Genomic DNA, 17,229 nt, shown 5'->3' on the forward strand with positions numbered 1-17,229 from the left:
GGAAGAACAGAGAGGAAGGAAGTACTACTTCCGTATTACCGAGGATGACGCGCCATTGCTTCCCAACCCTCTTTCAGCTCTTGCAGGATTTTGCGCACTTCGGCAAATCCCTCAACATTGTTGGAAACGCTGATTTCGAACAATTTCTGACCGCAGTAGTCATAAAGACGATGCAGATTGACCGCCAGTTCGCCCCCCTTATTCATATCAAGTGCACTGTCCAGCCCACCCAGGATCTGCAGACACTTGTTGATGGCCAACCCTTTGCGCTCAAACTGTTTCGCCAAGATATGCCCTTCGGCTCTGGCAATCTCGTCAAGTAAGCCATCCATCAACATCAGCACCAGCTGATATGGATCGGCACTGGCCGCCTTGGCTTCTGTGGCAGCAAATCGATAGGCGTCGTAGCCATCTTCGGATTCAAACATGGGTCACTCGCTATTGCAGGTTCAAAACCAGTTCATCCAGGGAAAAAGCTTAAAGTGCTCCCATGGTCTGCATCATCTGGTTCATGGTGGTGAATTGATTGAGGTAACGCTTGTAAACAGACTCCATCCGTTTATCCAGCGACTCCATTTTATCATCAAGTCGCTTTTGATTGGCTTCCAATGTGCTCTTGCGAGTGGCCATCACCCCGTTGCTCTTGGAGAAAGGGTCGAGCACCTTGCTCATCCGCTTGAGCAAACCGTCATCCCCCATCAGCGCCTTGCCCAGCAGTTCAGGGTCCTTCTCGAGCGACTTTTTGAAATCAGAGTCACTAAACACCAGCTTGCCCGACTTCTCAGTTTTGATACCAAGCTGAGTCAGGGTCATGCCAGCAGGAAGATTGCGAACCGCGTTGGCCAGCGCACCTTTCAAACCTCGCACCGTGGCATCAGAAGCCAGTACGCCTTTCGCCTTGATATCGGTGGATGTCTCTTTGTTCAACAGATCCAGCAACTCATTGTAACTATCAACAAATTTCTTCAATGAGCCGGTGACGGCTTCATTGTCATAAGCCACTGTCACCTGCATCGGGCCATCGGTTGGCTTTTGCACCTTGGTGAGATCCAGCGTCAGCCCTTCAACTACGTTTTCAATTTTGTTGGTCGGCGACTTGATCTCCAGCGCACCGTCACCAACCCCCATCTTGATGATGGAGTCCTGACCCGGTGTGATCACCTTGCCATTGATAAAAGCCTTGCCTAACGCAGAAGCCGGGTCGCCATCATAGGTGGGGGTAAACACCTTGGCTACTCCGCTCTCTTTGCTGGTCAGCACCAGGTTAACCTTGCCATCCGTGCGGATCAGGCTTGCCTTGACCCCAGGGTTATCCGCCGAATCATTTATCGCAGAAACCAGACTCTGGGCTGTCGCCCCCGCAGGCAAGGTCGCCAAGTCGATAGCAAACGCCTTGCCATCAAGGGTGAACGACACTTTGCCGGTGGTTGGCAATAGCGCCTTTTCATCTGCCAGTTGCACCCCGAACTGATGGGCCTGTGCCAGTTGCTTGACCTCAAAGTTGTATTGCCCCGGGGTCGCCTTGCCATTGCTGGTGACCGTCATGATCCCCTCTTGTGAGAGGCTGGCTTTCTGGGCCTGCAACGCCGCCGGCTTGTTCAAATCTTTCAGCAGAGTCTGAAAGCTGGAGAGTTTGGAGTTAATGGATGACAGCGAACTCTGCTGCGCCTTGACATTGGCTAGCTGCCCCTTGAGCAGCTTGTCCATGTTCTTGCGCTCATTGGTCACCATATTCATCGCGGCTGAAGCGGGATCGACCTGCATATATCAACTCCTTCGGTATCAGGGCAAGACTTGCTTGTTGAAAAACGCTGTTTCGCCAGCACTTTTCAACCGGCAAGGGAAAGGAAAGAGGCCGCCACACAGGTAGCGGCCCTTATAGCGATTAACGCAGCAGACCGGTGACCATACCAGTCATCTGGTTTGCCTGACCCAGCACAGACATGCCAGCTTGCATCAGCATCTGGTTCTTGGTCATGTTGGTGCTTTCGGTGGCGAAATCGGCATCCATGATACGGCCCTTGGCGATATCGGTGTTCTCTTTCATGTTGGAGAGGTTGTTAACGGTGTGCTCCAGACGGTTGATATTGGCACCGAAAGCGGAACGTACGCTGGTGATATCCTGCATAAAGGATTCCAGCTCGCCGATGGCAGCCTGGGCATGCTTTTGTGACTTCAGACCGGTTTTCAGCGTCTCGGAATCCAGACCATCACCCACAGTCATTAATTTTGCAGTCGCGCCATCAAACGCTTTGGTAGCCTCATCCATAGCGGTTTTTTTAGGAACGATCGCCGTCTCTTGTGCTTCCAGCGCTTTTTTAGCGTTTGTTACTGCTGCTTGCAATCCACCAGTTTTGGCTGGATCGGTGTTATCCAACAGTGCCTTTTCAGCATCGGTCAGTGTCAGTTGCAGGGCTGGCAACTTATTATTTTCTGTATTGAAGTCGTCGGTAGCGGTTTTAAGCTCCCCCTGCTTGGTAGTAACATCGACTGAAATACCCTGCTCGGCGGCAGTCAGTGTTCTGCCCCCCACCACCTTCTTCAAGGTATCACCGATGGACACGGTCAGACGCTCGCCGTCAGCGCCACCGATCTGGAAGGTCACTTCACCCTTGGCGAACTTGCCGTTTTTGCTATCCAGCAGGTTTTCGCCACCGAAGGTGGTGTTGCTGGCGATATTTTTCAGCTCTTTGGTCAGCTCGCCAAATTCGGCGTTCATGGCGGCAATATCTTTCTCGCTGCTGGTGCCGTTGGCAGCCTGGGTAGCCAGATCCTTCATACGCTGAACGATATTGGTCATCTCGTCCATTGCACCTTCGGCAGTCTGCATCATGGAGATGGCATCCTGGGCGTTGCGCATACCGATCTTCTGGCTGTTGGACTGGGATTGCAGACGAGTAGCGATTTGCAGACCAGCGGCATCGTCAGCGGCAGAGTTGATGCGCAGACCGGTACCCAGACGCTGCATGGCAGTGCTGGCCAGCTTGTTGGTGGTGGTCAGTTGGTTCTGGGTAACCATGGATGCAAAGTTGGTATGAATTGACAGACTCATTTTCGTTTCCTCGAAATAGATGCTGCCACAGGCAGCGTTTGGGTTGACCCCAATGAAGAACGACCACGGCGTCGTGAAAATTAAATCTTTTTTTGCTGAACGGCAGTTTCTCTTGGCCCCCCGTTCGGATGCGAAACAGTGGGCCCGCGAGCAGATAGCGTCGTCACTGGCTCAAGAGGGCATCACAGAGATAAAAAAACCGCACAAGTCAGCTTGTGCGGTTTTTTACGAGGAGACAGCCCAGCGCTATCAAGTGAGTAACGCAACCACCCCTTGCCGAGTGACGTTGGCCTGCGCCAGCAGACCGGACATGGTGCCCATATAGCCGCCTTGTGAGAGGCGGGCGGCCAGAGAGGATTGCAACTGTGCCAGCTCTTCCTGTTTCAGGTTCTGACTGCGAGCCTTGACCTTATCCAGTTGCAGCACCATCTTCTGGCGAAACTGTTTCAACTCCCGAACCGATTGCTCAATCTCGCCAAGTACTTTTTGCAGCCGCTGCCGCTCCTGACGGATCTCCCCTTTGGCAATCCCTTCGGCCATGTGAGTAAGCGCTCCGGCCCTGGGCTTGAACTGCACCGGGATCGGGTTGCCTGCCGGGATACGAATCCCCTCGCCCCGGATCAGTACCGGCTCATCCAGTTTGCGACGATGGGGGTCAGCGACAGAGAGCTCCAGCTTGCCCAGCTCATTCAGCCGAGCCCGGATATGCTCTTTGCGCAGCGCCCGATCGAGTATGGTTGCGACCTCCCCCTCTCGTGCTCCGGCGGGGATGGTCACCTCCACCGCACTACTGCTTTGGGGGAAAGAAAACACCAGTCGCTCAGTGCTATTTTTGGCGCTTAATAAATCCAGATGCTCGGCACTGAACCGGGTGCGCAGCTCCTGAGGTGACGCAAGAAGTCTGGGCTTGAGCTCATCAGTCAAAGGGCCTCTTGGTTGGGTGACTTTCTCTTCCAGCATTTTTAAGCGGTTGGCAACGTCACTGCTGGCCAGCTCACGCTGACCTAACTGGCGTTCCAGCCGCTTCAATTCGCCCCAAACCTGATTGAGTGCCTGTTCCCCACCCTGAGCATGGGCAATGCGCTGTTGCGCTGCGCCGATCAGGGCCCATCTATCCATCCGGATAATATTGGGGTGGCGCTCGTTCTGCTTTCGATTTTCCGGAGTGTGAGCCTGTGCAGTTGCGCGGCCCTGCAACTTGGGCTTTGCCTGCGCCTCGGCAACGCCCCCAAGACGGGTTTGCTGGATCTGCATCATGACTCCTTCACTCGTTACGGCATGTAGTTGAACAGGCTAAGGCCATTAACCTTGGCAAAAGCTTGCTGCTGCACCTGCAATGCCATCAGGACATGGGCCTGTCGGGTCGCGGCCTCGACATAATCCAGCGACTCTATCTGGTTGCTCACTTCCTTGCTATAGACACCTTTCTCGGCATGGCTCTCGTCAATCTGATCCAGCAGATTGATCCGGGCACCAATCGTGCTCACCGCCTGGCTGATACTATCTTGCAGTGTCTGGCTGCGGCCGAGCATGGCTCGGGCTTGATCGACGGCGTCAGGTGCTGCGTCATTAATTGCCGTCACCATGCTATCGAGTCGTTTGAAAAAATCGTCAGGCTTCAGAAACAGCTGGTCAGCAGTCTGGTTCAAGCCCACGGTGACGCCGTTTGCAATACTGACCTCACGCACCAGATTGTCCCCCTGGTAGCTGTAGTCACCACTCGCCTGCTTTACCAATGCAGTCTGATCAACCTTGCTACCGGTAAAGAGGCTGGAGCCACTCTCGTTACGCGCATTGGCCAGATCCAGCAGACCATCCTTGATAATGGCGACCTCGCTGGCTACCGCTTTACGATCCGCATCCGACAAAGAGCCTGTTGCAGCTGTCTGGGTCAACTCCCGCAAACGCATCAGCATGTTGGTCATGGTTTCAAACTGCAGCTCCCCTTGAGAGAGCTGGCTCTTGGCGTTGGCAATATTTTTCTGGTACTGCGCCATCGCCACCTGCTCTTTCTGCAAGCCCAGCAGTTGCACACTACCAACAGGATCATCAGAGGGCTGAAGAATGCGTTTTTGCGTGGAGATTTGGCGATCAAGCCGGGCATATTCACCGAAGCCATGCTGCAAATTGTCTAGCATGCTGAGCTGGATCTGGTTGGTACTGATGCGCATGGTCACCCTCCTCAGAACATATTCAGAATGGAATTGAAGAGTTGTTCCGAGGTGCTGATCACCTTGGCATTAGCCTGATAAGCCTTGGTGTAAGCCATCACTTTCACCCCTTCCTCATCGGTATTCACCCCGCTGACACTGCTCAGCTTGGCCGCCATCTGTTTTTCCATATTGGCATCGGCCTGCATGCTCGCTTTCGCCTGCCCACTCTGCACCGCCATCTTGCCAAGCAGGGCACTATAGGCATCGTATTGGCCATTTTTTATCGTCAGCAGGTCCTGCAGGTTGCGGTTATCGCCCTTGCCACCACCTGCCTTGGCAAAAGCCAGGTCGTCTCCGGTAAAACCATCAGCCACCCGCAATGTACCCAACGCATTGATGTAGTTACCATGGATATCTTTTATTTCGTCAAAAGCGAATAGCCGTTTCCCGGTTACTCCATGAAGGTCAACACCACCGGCCTGTTTGGCATTGAAATCCTCTGCCAGCTTGCCCGCTATCTGATTCAACGCCTCTCTGGTCGGCCGCAATACTGTGGTGCGATAATCCATCACCCCCGCCAGCGAACCACCGTGCAATTTAGGAACTTCAAACGTCTGACCACCGAAAGCGAGGCTGAGTTTATCGCCAGCAAGCGCGAGAGTACTGCTGCTTCCCCCCAACACCAGCGGCTGTCCTTGGGGCAGGCTGATCGCGAAAGCGCCGTCACTCTGACGATTAACCCGCACTTCCATATAGGTCGACAACTCACGAACAACCTGTTCGCGACTATCTTCCAGCGCTGAGGTATTGACTCCCTTGGCTGCTTGATCGCCAATCTGGACATTCAATTCGGCCAGTTGTGACAGGTAGCTGTTCACTTGGGAAACCGTGCTGCTCAACTGATCGTCGATCTGTTTTTCCTGGGTGACCAGGCTCTCGTCCAGCTGGGTAAAGCGGTTGGCGAGCGCCCCAGCCGAGCTGACGATCTGGCTGCGCTGTGCCGGGGTTTCCGGACTGTCGAGCGCAGCACTGAGCGAGGCAAAAAAGCTGTCGAGCCCTTTTGCGATATTCATCGACTCACTGCCCAGCAACTGCTCTGTCGTATTGATGTACTGATGAAAGGCATAAGAAGAACCGGTGGCCGAACGGCTACGCCAGTGTTGAGCAACCAGATAGTCATCCGTTACCCTGCGTACACCTGTCACCTCGACACCGGCACCATTATCCAACCGCCCGAAACCGGACAGACTGCCCATCATGGCTTCCTGACGGCTATACCCGATGGTCTTAACGTTCGCGATATTCTGGGCGGTCAGGTTCAATGCAATCTGGGCTGCATTTAGTCCGCTGGCGCCGATATTGAGCAGTGACATCAGTCAACCTTCTTCATTTTTGCCGAGTTGAGAGGCTGGCTGAACGCAGCCAGGGTCTGCTGCTCTGAAGCGACCATCCCGTCCGGATTCTTTAATGACGGAGCCAGCTGGTTGACCATCTGCTCCCGCAGACCGATGCCACCACGTTTGACCATGCTCATCGCCAACTGGCTGTCATACATATCGCGATAGAGGGATTGTCCCTTGATGATCTTGTCGTCCTCATCCTGCAGGGCATCCGTCGCCGAGCGCATATGTTTGAGCACGGTTTGCAGAAAACTGACTTCAAACTGACCGGCTGCAGCATCCAGCGCGGCACGCTGATCCGGGTTGCTTTTGATTTGCTGCAATTCATTGAGATCCTGATAAAAACCGGGATCCGAGCTAATTCTGGTCATGATAATCCTTAGATAACCACCAGCTCACCCTCAAGGGCGCCAGCCTCATTGAGCGCTTGCAAGATGGCCATGACATCATCGGGGGTTGCCCCGAGTGAATTGACAGCCTTGACGATCACTTCCAAGGAAGTGCCATCCGGCCAGACAAACATGTTGTTACGTTCCCGATCGACCTGGATCTTGGAGTTGGGGGTCGTGGTGGTTTGCCCGTTGGAGAAGGCGTTGGGCTGGCTGACCGTCTGACTCTCGCCAATGGTCACCGTCAGACTGCCATGACTGACGGCAGCCTTGTGGACCTTGACCCCCTGCCCCATCACCACAGTACCGGTTCGACTGTTGAAGACCACCTTCGGCCGCTCCTGACCCGGATCCACCTTTATATCTTCCAACAGTGCCATAAACGCGATGCGCTGACTCTCGTCCCTGGGAGCAGCAACCTGAACCCGCCCGGCACTCACCGCGCGGGCAACCGGCCCCAGCTGATGATTGATGGCACGCTCCACATTGCGGGCCGTCTTGAAGTTGGGTTGGTGTAGATTGAGGGTCACTTCCGGCTTTTCGGCAAAATTGCTGACCACCTCTCGCTCGATGGTGGCGCCATTTGGGATAATCCCGGCTGTCGGCACGTTAATCGTGACCGATGAACCTGATTGCCCTTCCGCTTTCACCCCGGCGACGACCAAATTGCCCTGCGCCACGGCATAGACTTCACCGTCGATACCACGCAGGGGGGTCAGCAACAGAGAACCGCCACGCAGACTCTTGGCATCCCCAATGGAAGTCACGGTTACATCGAGCAACTGCCCCTTGCCAGCCAAGGCTGGTAGCGTGGCTTGGACCGAAACGGCTGCCACGTTCTTGAGCTTGGGATCGAGATCGTCCGGTAACTGCACGCCAAACTGCTTGAGCATGTTGGCCATGGATTGGCCGGTAAATTTGACCTGGCTTTTGTCACCGGTCCCGGAGAGACCGACCACCAGACCATAACCCACCAGCTGGTTGGTTCTCAGCCCCTGCACATCGGCAATATCCAGCAAGGCTCGTTTGGCCGGTGCGGCAGCCTGACTAACCCAGGGCAAGCAGAGACACAGCAGGGCGATAAACCATCTGTTCATGTGATTCCTCAAAATGGCGCAAACGCCGAGCTAAAGAAGCGGCCCAGCCACCCCATCTGGTTACTGTCGGCGAGGGCACCGCGACCGGCGTAGGTGATGCGGGCATCGGCAATGCGCTGGGACGAGATACGGTTGCTCTGATCAATATCCTCGACCCGCACCATGCCGCCCAAGCGGATATACTCATCCCCCTGATTGAGACGGATCCACTTTTCACCGCGGATCCCCAGCACTCCGTTGGGCATCACTTCTGCCACGGTCACGGTAATGGAACCTGCCAGGGTATTTTGCTGACTGGAGGTCGCTCCGCCATCAAAATCCCGATCCGCACTGAGGGCGGCCCCCCAGTCGGGGCGCAGTTTACCGCCAATAGAGGGGGCCGGCACATTCATGCTGCTGTTTTTGCTCATGCTGGTATTGGCTTTCTTGCTCGACTGGGTACGCTCTTCCAGCACCACGGTGAGAATGTCACCAACACGGTAAGCACGCCGATCCTGAAACAGGGTCATCATGTAGTTGCCCCGATAGAGGCCACCATCTTCGCCCTGCGCAGTCGCGGTCACCTTGGGACGGGATGGTGCCCATTTCTCGTCACCCGGCTCGGGTGCCTGCAGCTCATAGGTGGCACAGCCGCCCAGCAACAATACCAACCAGATATAACGCAGCATCGACTTCATCATTACAGAGCCTGAGTGACAAACTTGAGCATCTGGTCGGCGGAAGAGACCACCTTGGCATTCATCTCGTAAGCCCGCTGGGTCGTGATCATGTCGACCATCTCCTCAACCACGTTCACGTTGGAACTCTCCAGCGTGAATTGCTTGACGGCCCCCATCGCCTCTTCACCCGGTACACCTTCAATGGGCTCACCGGACGCGCCGGTTGCACGGTAGAGGTTGCCACCGAGCGCTTCCAGACCGGCCGGGTTGGCGAAATTGGTCAGGGTGATGCGGCCCAGCTCGACGTTCTCTTGCTGACCGGGCAACGAGGCGCTGACAGTGCCGTCGGTACCTATGGAGATCTTGGTGGCGTTATCGGGGATCTGGATCTGCGGCACCATGGGCAAACCATCCGCGTTAACCAGTTGCCCCTCGGCATTGCGATGCCATTGACCATTACGGGTATAGGCCGTCTCGCCATCCGGGCGCTCGACGCCGAAGAAACCGGCACCGACCACCGCCATATCCAGCTCCTGATTGGTGTTCTGGAACTGGCCGGAGGTGAAGACCTTCTGGGTACCGACTACCCGCACACCATTACCCATCTGAATACCGATAGGCGCCAGATTCTGCTGATCTTGCTGGGCACCCGGCTGGCGCTGCACCTGATAGAAGAGATCTTCAAAAGCAACTCGATCGCGCTTGAAGCCGACCGTGTTCACGTTAGCCAGATTGTTGGAGATGCTGGACATCTTGGCATCTTGTGCCGATAGACCCGTTTTACTGACCCATAATGCTGCGTGCATTGTTATTTCACCTTGTTCATCAAGCCTCATCCACAGGGATGTGGCAAGGCATCGGATATCTGCCCGATGCCGTCAATATCAACCCTGACCGGAAATCAATTTGGCCCCTTGTCGAGCCTGATCATCCGCCGCTTTCATCAACTTGACCTGCAGTTCGAAATTGCGGGTCAATGACATACTGCTGACCAGCTCATCCACGGCATTGACGTTGGCCCCTTCCAAAAAGCCGGATGCCATCACCACCTGCTCGCTGCTTTCGGCATCCCCCCCCTGGCGCATCCGGAACAGACCATCGTGGCCTTTTACCAGCTCAGCCGGATCAGGATTGACCAGCTTCAGGCGGCCTACATCAAGTCGGGCGCCACCACCCGGAGGGGTGATGCTCAGGGTGCCATCCTTGCCGAAACTGATGTCACGATAAGCGGGCAGCACCAGCTCGCCACCCTCCCCCAGCACCGGCCGACCATTGAGGGTCAACAGCCCGTCGGCATCGGCCTCCAGGTTACCAGCACGGGTATAGGCCTCTTTGCCATCAGGCGTCTGCACCGCCAGAAAACCCTCGCCACGAATCGCCACATCCAGCTTGCGCCCCGTCTGCATCAGAGGGCCAGCCTTGAAGTTGGTACCTGCCATCTCTTCTCGGGCCATTACCCGGCTCTGGTAACCATCGCCCGTCAGGGCATAAGCAGAAACCCGCTCAAAGTCAGCCCGAAAACCGGCGGTATTGACGTTGGCCAGGTTATTGGCCCGGATTTGCTGGGCCATCAGGGTATGTTGCGCCCCGGACATGGCGGTGTAGATAAGCTTTTCCACGGGTTACCCTTAGAAGGAGTTGAACAGAACCTGGGTCATCTTGTCAGCGGAACTGATGGTCTTGGCGTTGGCCTGATAGTTACGCTGGGAAGTCATCAGGCTTACCAGTTCACCGGTCAGATCCACGTTGGAGCTCTCGTAGGCCCCAGCAGTCAGCTTGCCCATGGTGCCGGTTCCCGGCGCCCCCAGTACCGGCTGGCCGGAACTGAACGACTGTTGCCAGGTGGTGTTGTTGGTCTGCAGCAGACCATTGGGATTGGTGAAGTTCGCCATCACGACCTGGCCCTGCAACAGGCTCTGACCGTTGGTAAAGGTGGCATAGACACCGCCATCGGCATCAACCCGTACACCGGTCAGGTCACCTGCGGTATAACCATTGGACTGGTTACGAGTGGCGTTAAAATCGGAGGCATATTGGCTCACCTTGCTGATATCGACGGTGAGCTTGATATCCATGGCACCTGGCGGAGTCAAGTCCAGAATGGGCATAGCGGTAGACTTAGCAAGCGTGCCATCTTTCTCAAAAGTCAGTGCGGTGGTGGGCAGTCCCGTTTTGTCACCATCGAAGGTGTAGTGTACAGCCCACTCATTAGGCTTTTCTTTGACAAAATACTGAGTAACTGTGTGCTCAACCCCCAGCGAGTCATAGACCTTACTGGACTGTGAATAACTGAAAGTTTCAGATTTCTTAGGATCAAAATCGTAAGGTGGTTTGGTATCAATCTCGGTGGCATTAGCCTTCAGGTTCGCCACAAACTCCAGCTTGTCGGATGCCTTGGCTGGCAGGCTGCCCGCCTTGACCTGAATATCCCCGACCACACCGGATTGCAATTTGCCGGCGTCATCCGTGGTATAACCCTGCAGACGGGTACCACTCGCCGTGGTCAGGTAGTTACCGCTATCACGCTGGAACATGCCCGCTCTGGTGTAGGAGGTTTGTCCGCTGCCATCTTTCAGCACGAAGAAACCACTGCCAGAAATCGCCAGATCCAACCCGCGCCCGGTGCGCATCACATCACCGTTGCGATCAAAGTTCTGGGAGACGTTGTTCATCTCGACACCGCCAGCCTGACCACCACCATAGATGGCAGCAAACTCGGCACGGCTGGATTTGAAGCCTGCGGTACTGGCGTTAGCAACGTTGTTACTGATAACGCTCAATTCCTGGTTTACGGCACGCAGGCCGCTCAATCCGATACTGAAAGACACAGTGTCGCTCCTTTCTGATTACGCTGATTTGCCGAACTGGATTGCACTGAACAGCGGGACATCGCCCACACCGGCAACCTGCAGCATGATTTCTCCCGTACCGGGCAAGGCAACACGTTCAACCTTGCTCGCTACATAATTTTTGGTCGCCACCAAGGTCTTGCCCGCCGAGGCCTTGATCTCAAAGCGGTACTCTCCGGCAGGAAGGGGGGGCAGTTCATAATCCAGCCCGCCCGCCTTGCTCTCACCCCAACTCTTGCTGGCCACCAGCACGCCGTGTTGGTCATACACTTTGAGATCCACTTGCTCCGCCGCACCTTGCAGCTCGATTTGACCGCGGATCTTGTGCTCTTGCTGTTGTTTAAGGGTTTTGCTCGGCACCATGACCTCTTTGTCGACCAAAGCGGTACTCTGCAACACCTGCTGGGTATCCATCTTGGTGTTGCTCTGTAGCTGAAGCTTCTTCAGTCCTTCGACGCCCTCTACCATGCTGAACTGGGCCAGCTGGGCAACATACTGGGCTCCATCAAGTGGGTTGGTGGGATCCTGGTTCTGGATCTGCGCCACCATCATCTGCAGAAATTCGTTACGCAGTTGCATCCCGCTATTCTGATTGGCTTGCGTTTCCTGAGCAGCACCGGCGCCATTGCTGGCGATCTTGGGGTCAGCAACAGCCTGACCCGTACCACGCGCCGTATCCAGGCTACTGATCTGTGGCAAACTCATGACTTAGACTCCCTGACCAAGACGCAGCAAACCTTGCTGCATACTGTTGATCCGGTTGATCACCTCCACCGAGGTTTCAAAACCGCGAGAGGCGCTCATCATGTCAGCCATCTCTTCCACCACGTTGACGTTGGAGTAGTAGACAAAGCCATCCTGATCGGCCATCGGGTTGGTCGGCTCCAGCCGTTTCTCTACCTGACGGTCGGACTGCACGATACCCGCCACTTGCACCGACGCAGCCCCGAGGCCATCGGTATCCTGAATCTTCTGATAGAGAGTGGAAAAAACCGGCTTGATGGCACGAAACGCGGCGTCTTCACTGGCGGCCGCGCTATCCACGTTGGCCAGGTTGGAGGCAACGGTATCCAGCCGCACGGTCTGGGCGCGCATGGCACTGCCGGCGATGTCATAAATCTTGTTGAACGACATGGTTAACGGCCCTCGATCGCCTTGGCGATCCCGGTAATCTTCATATTGAGGAAAGTGAGACTGGTCTGAAAATCGGTGGCGTTGTTGGCAAATTTGCCCTGCTCAACCCCCAATTCGGCGGTATTGCCATCCATGGAGACCTGATAAGGAATGCGATAGAGGGGGTGACGCATGTCGTCACGCATGGCGCCCTGGCTGATGGCCTGACTCTCCTCGCCCGCAGCAACTTGCTGCGCGACACGGCCCAGAATCGTCTTATAATCGACATCCCGAGCCAGATAGCCCGGTGTATCCACGTTGGCCAGATTTCCCGCCAGAATACGCGCCCGCTCCGCCCTGACATCGAGGGCATAAGGGTGTACGCCGAGGGCGCTGTCAAATGAGATAGTCATGCTTCATCCTTTATCGTTCACTCAGACCGGGGTTACCCTTATCAAGACTCATGCCAACCATTAAGATACCTAGTTTCAAGCGGTTACCATGCTCCATCCGCCGCAAGCAGATGAGAAATGAGGAAGTGCGACTTCCCGTGTGGAAATGGAGTGGCATCTTCTGGCTACTGCTGAGCGCATTCGCGCACGGTGCCCCGCAGGAGCAAAGCACCATGCTTGAACAGTTGCTTGAACAAGATGCCCGCCAGAGTCTTGATGACTACGTCACTCAACAGGGATGGCCTGCAACCTCAGGGGAGTTTAAGGTCTGGCTTGCTCCTTCCGCCGAGCACCTTCCTCCCTGTCCCTCACAGTCACTCTCGTTACAAGCAGGTGGCCAGTATCGGCAACCCTGGGGACGACGCCCCTATCTCATCGAATGCACAGATCCCGTCTGGCAGGTGCGCGGGCGGGTAGAGGTCTCGCTACTGTTGCCGGTCTGGGTTGCTGCACGGGATATCGCAAAAGGTCAGGGCATCAGCGCCAGCGATCTGGTGGAGAAAGAGTTGGATGTCAGCCGCATACAGCGCGGGTTCACCCCGAGCAATCACTCCCTGCTGGGCCATAAAAGCAACCGGCATCTGAGAAGCGGACAGCTCATCGGTGAGCTGGACTTACAAAAGAGTTGGGCGGTCAAACAGGGGGAAGGGGTACTAATTCGTGCAGGGAAAGGTGAGTTCTCCGCAACAACCAGAGGGGAGGCCCTCGATAATGGCGCAATAGGCGACGGGATCAGAGTGAAAAATCTTAGCTCTGGCAAGCAGATACAGGCATGGGTGACTGATATAGGGGAAGTTGAAACCCGTTTTTGAACCAAGATCGCAATTTGATTCAAGTTCGACAAGCCTTAGGTCGCTAGTCATAAACAGACCATCAGGAAGTTACGTTATGAAAATTACCCGAACTGACCCGCTCTATATTCAAAACCAGTCTGGCCGTAAACCGGATGTAACGACCAAGCCGGAAACCAGACCTGCACAGTCATCCGAAGCGCGGATCAGCAGCACAGCACAGTCAGTAGCCAACGCCCGCAGCCAGCTTGCAACAACCCCGGATGTCGATATGGACAAGGTCAACGAGATCCGCAAAGCCATCAGTGAAGGCAAGCTGGAAATCGATCTGGATGCGCTGGGTCAGGCCATTCTGGATATGCATCGCCGATGAGCGTGGATACCAAGGCCACCGTCAAGGCATTGATCCTCGGGATCCAGCAGGATTACGGCCACTATACCGAACTCACCGCCCTGTTGCTGCGCCAACATGCACTGCTGGCAAGCCATGATGTCGATGGCCTGCAAGTCCATAACGAGCAGCAGACAGCGCTGATGGCCAAAGTGACACAACAGGCAAAGTTACGCTGCCAGCAGCTGCAGACATTGGGCCTCAAACCCGATGAGAAGGGGATGGCCACCCTGATAGCCAAGCTGCCACTTCCCCTGCGCACCACGGTAACCAATCAATGGCAACAGCTTGAACAGCTGCTGCACCAGTGTCTGCGCCAGAATGATCTCAATGGCCGCCTGCTGGCAGGCCAGATGGAGACGATTCATTCGCTGTTGGGACAAGAGTCAGGTTATCGTGACCCGGACAGCATCACGGATTAACCCTCCGTCTTACTCTTTGCGGGTCAGGTGACGCAAACTCGCCAGCTCGTCCAGCTGTAGCTGATCCCGCCTCTCCTGCTGCTGGCGAGCAACATCATCACGTCGTGCCAGCAATAGCTCCAGCCCCTTGACCCGCCCGAACTGCCGGACAAGTTCTCCTTCGTGGCGCTCCAGATCCAGTCTGGCCAGCGCAGATTGCTGCACCTGATGGGAGAGCAAACGGCGCAACTGGCCATCCATCTGTTGCTTGTTTTGCCATAGCAAAGGGTGAAACTTGTCGGAACCGGGCCGCAGCGAGGAGATCACTTCCTGCAATTTGTGTGCTCGCTGCTCTTCCCGCAACGCCAGCTCCCGCAAGCGTCGACGCTCGGCGCCAAGATTTTCCAGCTCTTCCTGTTGCAACCCCAGATAAGACTTCAGCATAACGAATCCTTATCCCTGTCCCAGCACCTGCTTGAGACCAACCATCACCTGTTCAAAGGCCATCTCTTCATGCAGGCCTTGTTGCAGAAATGCCGCAATCCCCGGATAACGCTGAACCGCTTCATCCATCTGCGGATCGGCCCCGGGTTGATAACCGCCCAGTGGCAACAGTTCACGCACCTGTTGATAGCGTCCCCATAGCTGGCGCAAGGTGACCGCCAGCTTTTGCCATTCGGCAGGCACGACTTGTGGCATGACCCGACTGACCGAGGCACCGATATCGATGGCGGGATAGTGGCCCTCTTCCGCAAGACGGCGGGTCAGCACGATATGACCATCGAGAATGGCGCGCGCCGCATCGACCACCGGATCCTGTTGGTCATCCCCTTCCGCCAGCACTGTGTAGAACGCACTCAGACTGCCATCCGGATGTGTGCCGTTACCGGCTCGCTCCACCAGCTGGGTCAGCATGCTGAACACCGAGGGTGGATACCCTCTGGTGGCAGGAGGTTCACCGATGGCCAACGCAATTTCCCGCTGTGCCTGGGCATAGCGGGTCAGCGAATCCATCAGCAGCAGCACATCCTGCCCCTGCTCACGGAAATACTCGGCAATCCGGTGGCATAGCTGGGCCGCTCGCAGCCGCATCAGGGGAGATTGATCCGCTGGCGCCGCAATGACCACGGCGCGAGCCAGACCATCAGCCCCCAGACTGTGTTCGATGAACTCGCGCACTTCACGGCCCCGCTCACCAATCAGTCCCACCACCACAATCTGGGCTGCGGTATTGCGGGTCATCATGCCCAGCAACATACTCTTGCCTACCCCCGAGCCGGCGAACAGCCCCAAACGCTGGCCCTTGCCAACCGTCAGCAGGCCATTGATGGCGCGGATACCGACATCCAGCGGCTCACGTACCGGAGTTCGCAATAGCGGATTGGGGGGAAGAGCAAACAGGGGGACACTGTCACCAACATCGGGTAACGGCTGCCCGTCGAGGGGCTGCAGCAGTCCATCGAGTACCCGCCCCAGCAGATGACGACCAAGCCGAACGGTTTCCTCTCCATCGATCGGTTCGACCTGAGCCCCCGCGAAGAGGCCACTCATCGGCTGCAGCGGCATCAGGTAAGAGATATCCCGGTTAAAACCGACGACCTCGGCCAGCAAGGGGGCGCCACTTGCCGTGCTGACACGACAACGCTGCCCCATCACAAGTTGGCAGCCGACTACTTCCAGAGTCAAACCGGTGACTCGCACCAACCGGCCAAAGCGACGAAATGCGGGTAGCTCATCCAGATTGTCCAGCGCACTGGTCAGTGCCTGCTGCAAGGCTTCATGCATCTTGCGGCACGTCCAGCGAGCTGTTGAGCTGTTCGATGCAGGTTGCCAGACGGGAGCTGGTGCTTACCTCGACGACGGCAGCACGAGTTTCGATACGGGCATCGCCTACCCCGAGCGCTGCATCGACTTGCAATGGCCACCCTTCGCAGCGAGTCACCCCCTGCTCGGCGAGTCGCTGTCGGTCTCCCTCATTGAGGTAGATCACCAGCTCTTCCGATTCACTCGGCAAGGTAGCCAACGCCTGCTCGACCTGATTCATCACCTGCTGCGGATTGAGGGTGAATTCGGCCATGATGACCCGCTTGGCCACCTGCGCCACCAGCTGGGCAATCAGCTCTTTCTGCTCGGCCATCCGGGCCCGGCTCAGTGACTCCCACTGCTCTTGCAGCTTGGCAAACGGCACCATTGCCTGTTCGAAGGCGGCTCGCCCCTCCGAAAGGCCCTGAGCAAACCCACGGGTTTGCCCTTGTTGTAAACCGGTACTCTCGCCTTCCTGCAGGCCGCTGGTCAGCCCTTGCTGGTAGCCGGCCTGATAGCCTTCATCATGACCTTGCTCCAGCCCCTGCTGATAGCCGAATTCAAACTGTTCTTGTTGACTCCGTGCCTCTTCCCCACTCTGACCGAGCGCAGGGAAACGATACAGACGGGTCACCCCAGGCATCAATTTGCGCACATTGTGACTCATGAATGCCTCCTG

Annotated in this window: 21 protein-coding genes and 1 pseudogene; 3 read left to right on the forward strand and 19 right to left on the reverse strand. The window is 56.1% G+C overall.

Annotated elements, in window-relative coordinates; all coding sequences use genetic code 11:
• Positions 1-35: 35 nt before the first annotated feature.
• From lafC to lfgB, 16 genes and pseudogenes are all read right to left on the reverse strand, one after another.
• Positions 36-428 (reverse strand): lateral flagellar export chaperone LafC, encoded by a 393-nt coding sequence (lafC, locus tag AB5Y92_RS14090; protein WP_005336195.1) that lies wholly within the window; start codon positions 426-428, stop codon positions 36-38.
• A 49-nt stretch (positions 429-477) separates the two neighbouring features.
• Positions 478-1,764, reverse strand: coding sequence for a lateral flagellar capping protein LafB (lafB, locus tag AB5Y92_RS14095; RefSeq protein WP_139400322.1), 1,287 nt, complete (start codon positions 1,762-1,764; stop codon positions 478-480).
• A 121-nt stretch (positions 1,765-1,885) separates the two neighbouring features.
• The gene (locus tag AB5Y92_RS14100) at positions 1,886-2,269 is read right to left on the reverse strand and encodes a flagellin (protein ID WP_204524140.1); all 384 of its coding nucleotides are present in this window, start codon (positions 2,267-2,269) and stop codon (positions 1,886-1,888) included.
• A 297-nt stretch (positions 2,270-2,566) separates the two neighbouring features.
• Positions 2,567-3,052, reverse strand: a pseudogene (locus AB5Y92_RS14105) (Lateral flagellin); the annotation flags it as partial.
• A 249-nt stretch (positions 3,053-3,301) separates the two neighbouring features.
• The gene (locus tag AB5Y92_RS14110) at positions 3,302-4,309 is read right to left on the reverse strand and encodes a hypothetical protein (protein WP_342401365.1); all 1,008 of its coding nucleotides are present in this window, start codon (positions 4,307-4,309) and stop codon (positions 3,302-3,304) included.
• Positions 4,310-4,323: 14 nt separating this feature from the next.
• Positions 4,324-5,223 (reverse strand): lateral flagellar hook-associated protein LfgL, encoded by a 900-nt coding sequence (gene lfgL, locus AB5Y92_RS14115; protein ID WP_368176150.1) that lies wholly within the window; start codon positions 5,221-5,223, stop codon positions 4,324-4,326.
• An 11-nt stretch (positions 5,224-5,234) separates the two neighbouring features.
• Entirely contained in the window at positions 5,235-6,578 is a 1,344-nt protein-coding gene (gene lfgK / locus AB5Y92_RS14120; RefSeq protein WP_139494764.1) for a lateral flagellar hook-associated protein LfgK, read from the reverse strand.
• Positions 6,578-6,976, reverse strand: a complete 399-nt coding sequence (locus tag AB5Y92_RS14125; protein ID WP_118854516.1) for a rod-binding protein — start codon at positions 6,974-6,976, stop codon at positions 6,578-6,580. Before AB5Y92_RS14125 ends, lfgK begins: the two co-directional genes overlap by 1 nt.
• An 8-nt stretch (positions 6,977-6,984) precedes the next feature.
• Positions 6,985-8,091: a lateral flagellar basal body P-ring FlgIL gene (gene fgIL, locus AB5Y92_RS14130; RefSeq protein ID WP_047438683.1), complete on the reverse strand. Its 1,107-nt coding sequence runs from the start codon at positions 8,089-8,091 to the stop codon at positions 6,985-6,987.
• Positions 8,092-8,099: 8 nt separating this feature from the next.
• Complete coding sequence (gene flgH, locus AB5Y92_RS14135) at positions 8,100-8,771, reverse strand: flagellar basal body L-ring protein FlgH (RefSeq protein ID WP_040068881.1); 672 nt, start codon at positions 8,769-8,771, stop codon at positions 8,100-8,102.
• Positions 8,771-9,556: a lateral flagellar basal-body rod protein LfgG gene (gene lfgG, locus AB5Y92_RS14140; RefSeq protein WP_005336212.1), complete on the reverse strand. Its 786-nt coding sequence runs from the start codon at positions 9,554-9,556 to the stop codon at positions 8,771-8,773. Before lfgG ends, flgH begins: the two co-directional genes overlap by 1 nt.
• 78 nt (positions 9,557-9,634) lie before the next feature.
• Positions 9,635-10,369: a lateral flagellar basal-body rod protein LfgF gene (gene lfgF, locus AB5Y92_RS14145; protein ID WP_005336213.1), complete on the reverse strand. Its 735-nt coding sequence runs from the start codon at positions 10,367-10,369 to the stop codon at positions 9,635-9,637.
• A 9-nt stretch (positions 10,370-10,378) separates the two neighbouring features.
• Positions 10,379-11,578 carry a lateral flagellar hook protein FlgEL gene (gene flgEL / locus AB5Y92_RS14150; RefSeq protein ID WP_076493211.1) on the reverse strand — a complete coding sequence of 400 codons (1,200 nt, stop codon included), beginning with the start codon at positions 11,576-11,578 and terminating at the stop codon, positions 10,379-10,381.
• Positions 11,579-11,596: 18 nt separating this feature from the next.
• Complete coding sequence (locus AB5Y92_RS14155; RefSeq protein ID WP_076493213.1) at positions 11,597-12,304, reverse strand: flagellar hook assembly protein FlgD; 708 nt, start codon at positions 12,302-12,304, stop codon at positions 11,597-11,599.
• Between the two features lie 3 nt (positions 12,305-12,307).
• Complete coding sequence (gene flgCL / locus AB5Y92_RS14160) at positions 12,308-12,733, reverse strand: lateral flagellar basal body rod protein FlgCL (RefSeq protein ID WP_005336216.1); 426 nt, start codon at positions 12,731-12,733, stop codon at positions 12,308-12,310.
• Positions 12,734-12,735: 2 nt separating this feature from the next.
• Positions 12,736-13,125, reverse strand: coding sequence for a lateral flagellar basal body rod protein LfgB (gene lfgB, locus AB5Y92_RS14165; protein WP_139494762.1), 390 nt, complete (start codon positions 13,123-13,125; stop codon positions 12,736-12,738).
• A 212-nt stretch (positions 13,126-13,337) separates the two neighbouring features.
• Here lfgB and flgA point away from each other — a divergent pair, with 212 nt between their 5' ends.
• From flgA to AB5Y92_RS14180, 3 genes are all read left to right on the forward strand, one after another.
• A complete protein-coding gene (gene flgA / locus AB5Y92_RS14170) occupies positions 13,338-13,976 on the forward strand; it encodes a flagellar basal body P-ring formation chaperone FlgA (RefSeq protein WP_272868843.1) in 639 nt (212 codons plus the stop codon).
• Positions 13,977-14,052: 76 nt separating this feature from the next.
• Positions 14,053-14,328 carry a flagellar biosynthesis anti-sigma factor FlgM gene (gene flgM / locus AB5Y92_RS14175; RefSeq protein ID WP_139494761.1) on the forward strand — a complete coding sequence of 92 codons (276 nt, stop codon included), beginning with the start codon at positions 14,053-14,055 and terminating at the stop codon, positions 14,326-14,328.
• Positions 14,325-14,768, forward strand: coding sequence for a flagellar protein FlgN (locus AB5Y92_RS14180; RefSeq protein WP_047438702.1), 444 nt, complete (start codon positions 14,325-14,327; stop codon positions 14,766-14,768). Before flgM ends, AB5Y92_RS14180 begins: the two co-directional genes overlap by 4 nt.
• Positions 14,769-14,777: 9 nt before the next feature.
• Here AB5Y92_RS14180 and lfiJ read toward each other — a convergent pair whose 3' ends face one another.
• From lfiJ to lfiH, 3 genes are read right to left on the reverse strand one after another with little or no spacing between them, the layout of a single operon-like run.
• On the reverse strand, positions 14,778-15,191 hold the full coding sequence (gene lfiJ / locus AB5Y92_RS14185; RefSeq protein ID WP_005336226.1) for a lateral flagellar protein LfiJ: 414 nt from the start codon (positions 15,189-15,191) through the stop codon (positions 14,778-14,780).
• Positions 15,192-15,200: 9 nt separating this feature from the next.
• Positions 15,201-16,532, reverse strand: coding sequence for a lateral flagellar FliI-like assembly ATPase LfiI (lfiI, locus tag AB5Y92_RS14190; RefSeq protein WP_139478374.1), 1,332 nt, complete (start codon positions 16,530-16,532; stop codon positions 15,201-15,203).
• Positions 16,525-17,217: a lateral flagellar assembly protein FliH gene (lfiH, locus tag AB5Y92_RS14195; RefSeq protein WP_164535930.1), complete on the reverse strand. Its 693-nt coding sequence runs from the start codon at positions 17,215-17,217 to the stop codon at positions 16,525-16,527. Before lfiH ends, lfiI begins: the two co-directional genes overlap by 8 nt.
• Positions 17,218-17,229 lie beyond the last annotated feature (12 nt).

Origin of the sequence: Aeromonas sp. R1-1 (assembly GCF_040908495.1) — a bacterium.
In the GTDB taxonomy this organism is placed as follows: Bacteria; Pseudomonadota; Gammaproteobacteria; order Enterobacterales; family Aeromonadaceae; genus Aeromonas; species Aeromonas veronii.

Excerpts from the sequence above, each read along its gene's own strand:
- lafC (WP_005336195.1), bottom strand. The coding sequence starts at position 428 with ATGTTTGAATCCGAAGATGGCTACGACGCCTATCGATTTGCTGCCACA.
- lafB (WP_139400322.1), bottom strand. The coding sequence starts at position 1,764 with ATGCAGGTCGATCCCGCTTCAGCCGCGATGAATATGGTGACCAATGAG.
- AB5Y92_RS14100 (WP_204524140.1), bottom strand. The coding sequence starts at position 2,269 with ATGGATGAGGCTACCAAAGCGTTTGATGGCGCGACTGCAAAATTAATG.
- AB5Y92_RS14110 (WP_342401365.1), bottom strand. The coding sequence starts at position 4,309 with ATGATGCAGATCCAGCAAACCCGTCTTGGGGGCGTTGCCGAGGCGCAG.
- lfgL (WP_368176150.1), bottom strand. The coding sequence starts at position 5,223 with ATGCGCATCAGTACCAACCAGATCCAGCTCAGCATGCTAGACAATTTG.
- lfgK (WP_139494764.1), bottom strand. The coding sequence starts at position 6,578 with ATGTCACTGCTCAATATCGGCGCCAGCGGACTAAATGCAGCCCAGATT.
- AB5Y92_RS14125 (WP_118854516.1), bottom strand. The coding sequence starts at position 6,976 with ATGACCAGAATTAGCTCGGATCCCGGTTTTTATCAGGATCTCAATGAA.
- fgIL (WP_047438683.1), bottom strand. The coding sequence starts at position 8,091 with ATGAACAGATGGTTTATCGCCCTGCTGTGTCTCTGCTTGCCCTGGGTT.
- flgH (WP_040068881.1), bottom strand. The coding sequence starts at position 8,771 with ATGATGAAGTCGATGCTGCGTTATATCTGGTTGGTATTGTTGCTGGGC.
- lfgG (WP_005336212.1), bottom strand. The coding sequence starts at position 9,556 with ATGCACGCAGCATTATGGGTCAGTAAAACGGGTCTATCGGCACAAGAT.
- AB5Y92_RS14155 (WP_076493213.1), bottom strand. The coding sequence starts at position 12,304 with ATGAGTTTGCCACAGATCAGTAGCCTGGATACGGCGCGTGGTACGGGT.
- flgCL (WP_005336216.1), bottom strand. The coding sequence starts at position 12,733 with ATGTCGTTCAACAAGATTTATGACATCGCCGGCAGTGCCATGCGCGCC.
- lfgB (WP_139494762.1), bottom strand. The coding sequence starts at position 13,125 with ATGACTATCTCATTTGACAGCGCCCTCGGCGTACACCCTTATGCCCTC.
- flgA (WP_272868843.1), top strand. The coding sequence starts at position 13,338 with ATGCTTGAACAGTTGCTTGAACAAGATGCCCGCCAGAGTCTTGATGAC.
- flgM (WP_139494761.1), top strand. The coding sequence starts at position 14,053 with ATGAAAATTACCCGAACTGACCCGCTCTATATTCAAAACCAGTCTGGC.
- AB5Y92_RS14180 (WP_047438702.1), top strand. The coding sequence starts at position 14,325 with ATGAGCGTGGATACCAAGGCCACCGTCAAGGCATTGATCCTCGGGATC.
- lfiJ (WP_005336226.1), bottom strand. The coding sequence starts at position 15,191 with ATGCTGAAGTCTTATCTGGGGTTGCAACAGGAAGAGCTGGAAAATCTT.
- lfiI (WP_139478374.1), bottom strand. The coding sequence starts at position 16,532 with ATGCATGAAGCCTTGCAGCAGGCACTGACCAGTGCGCTGGACAATCTG.
- lfiH (WP_164535930.1), bottom strand. The coding sequence starts at position 17,217 with ATGAGTCACAATGTGCGCAAATTGATGCCTGGGGTGACCCGTCTGTAT.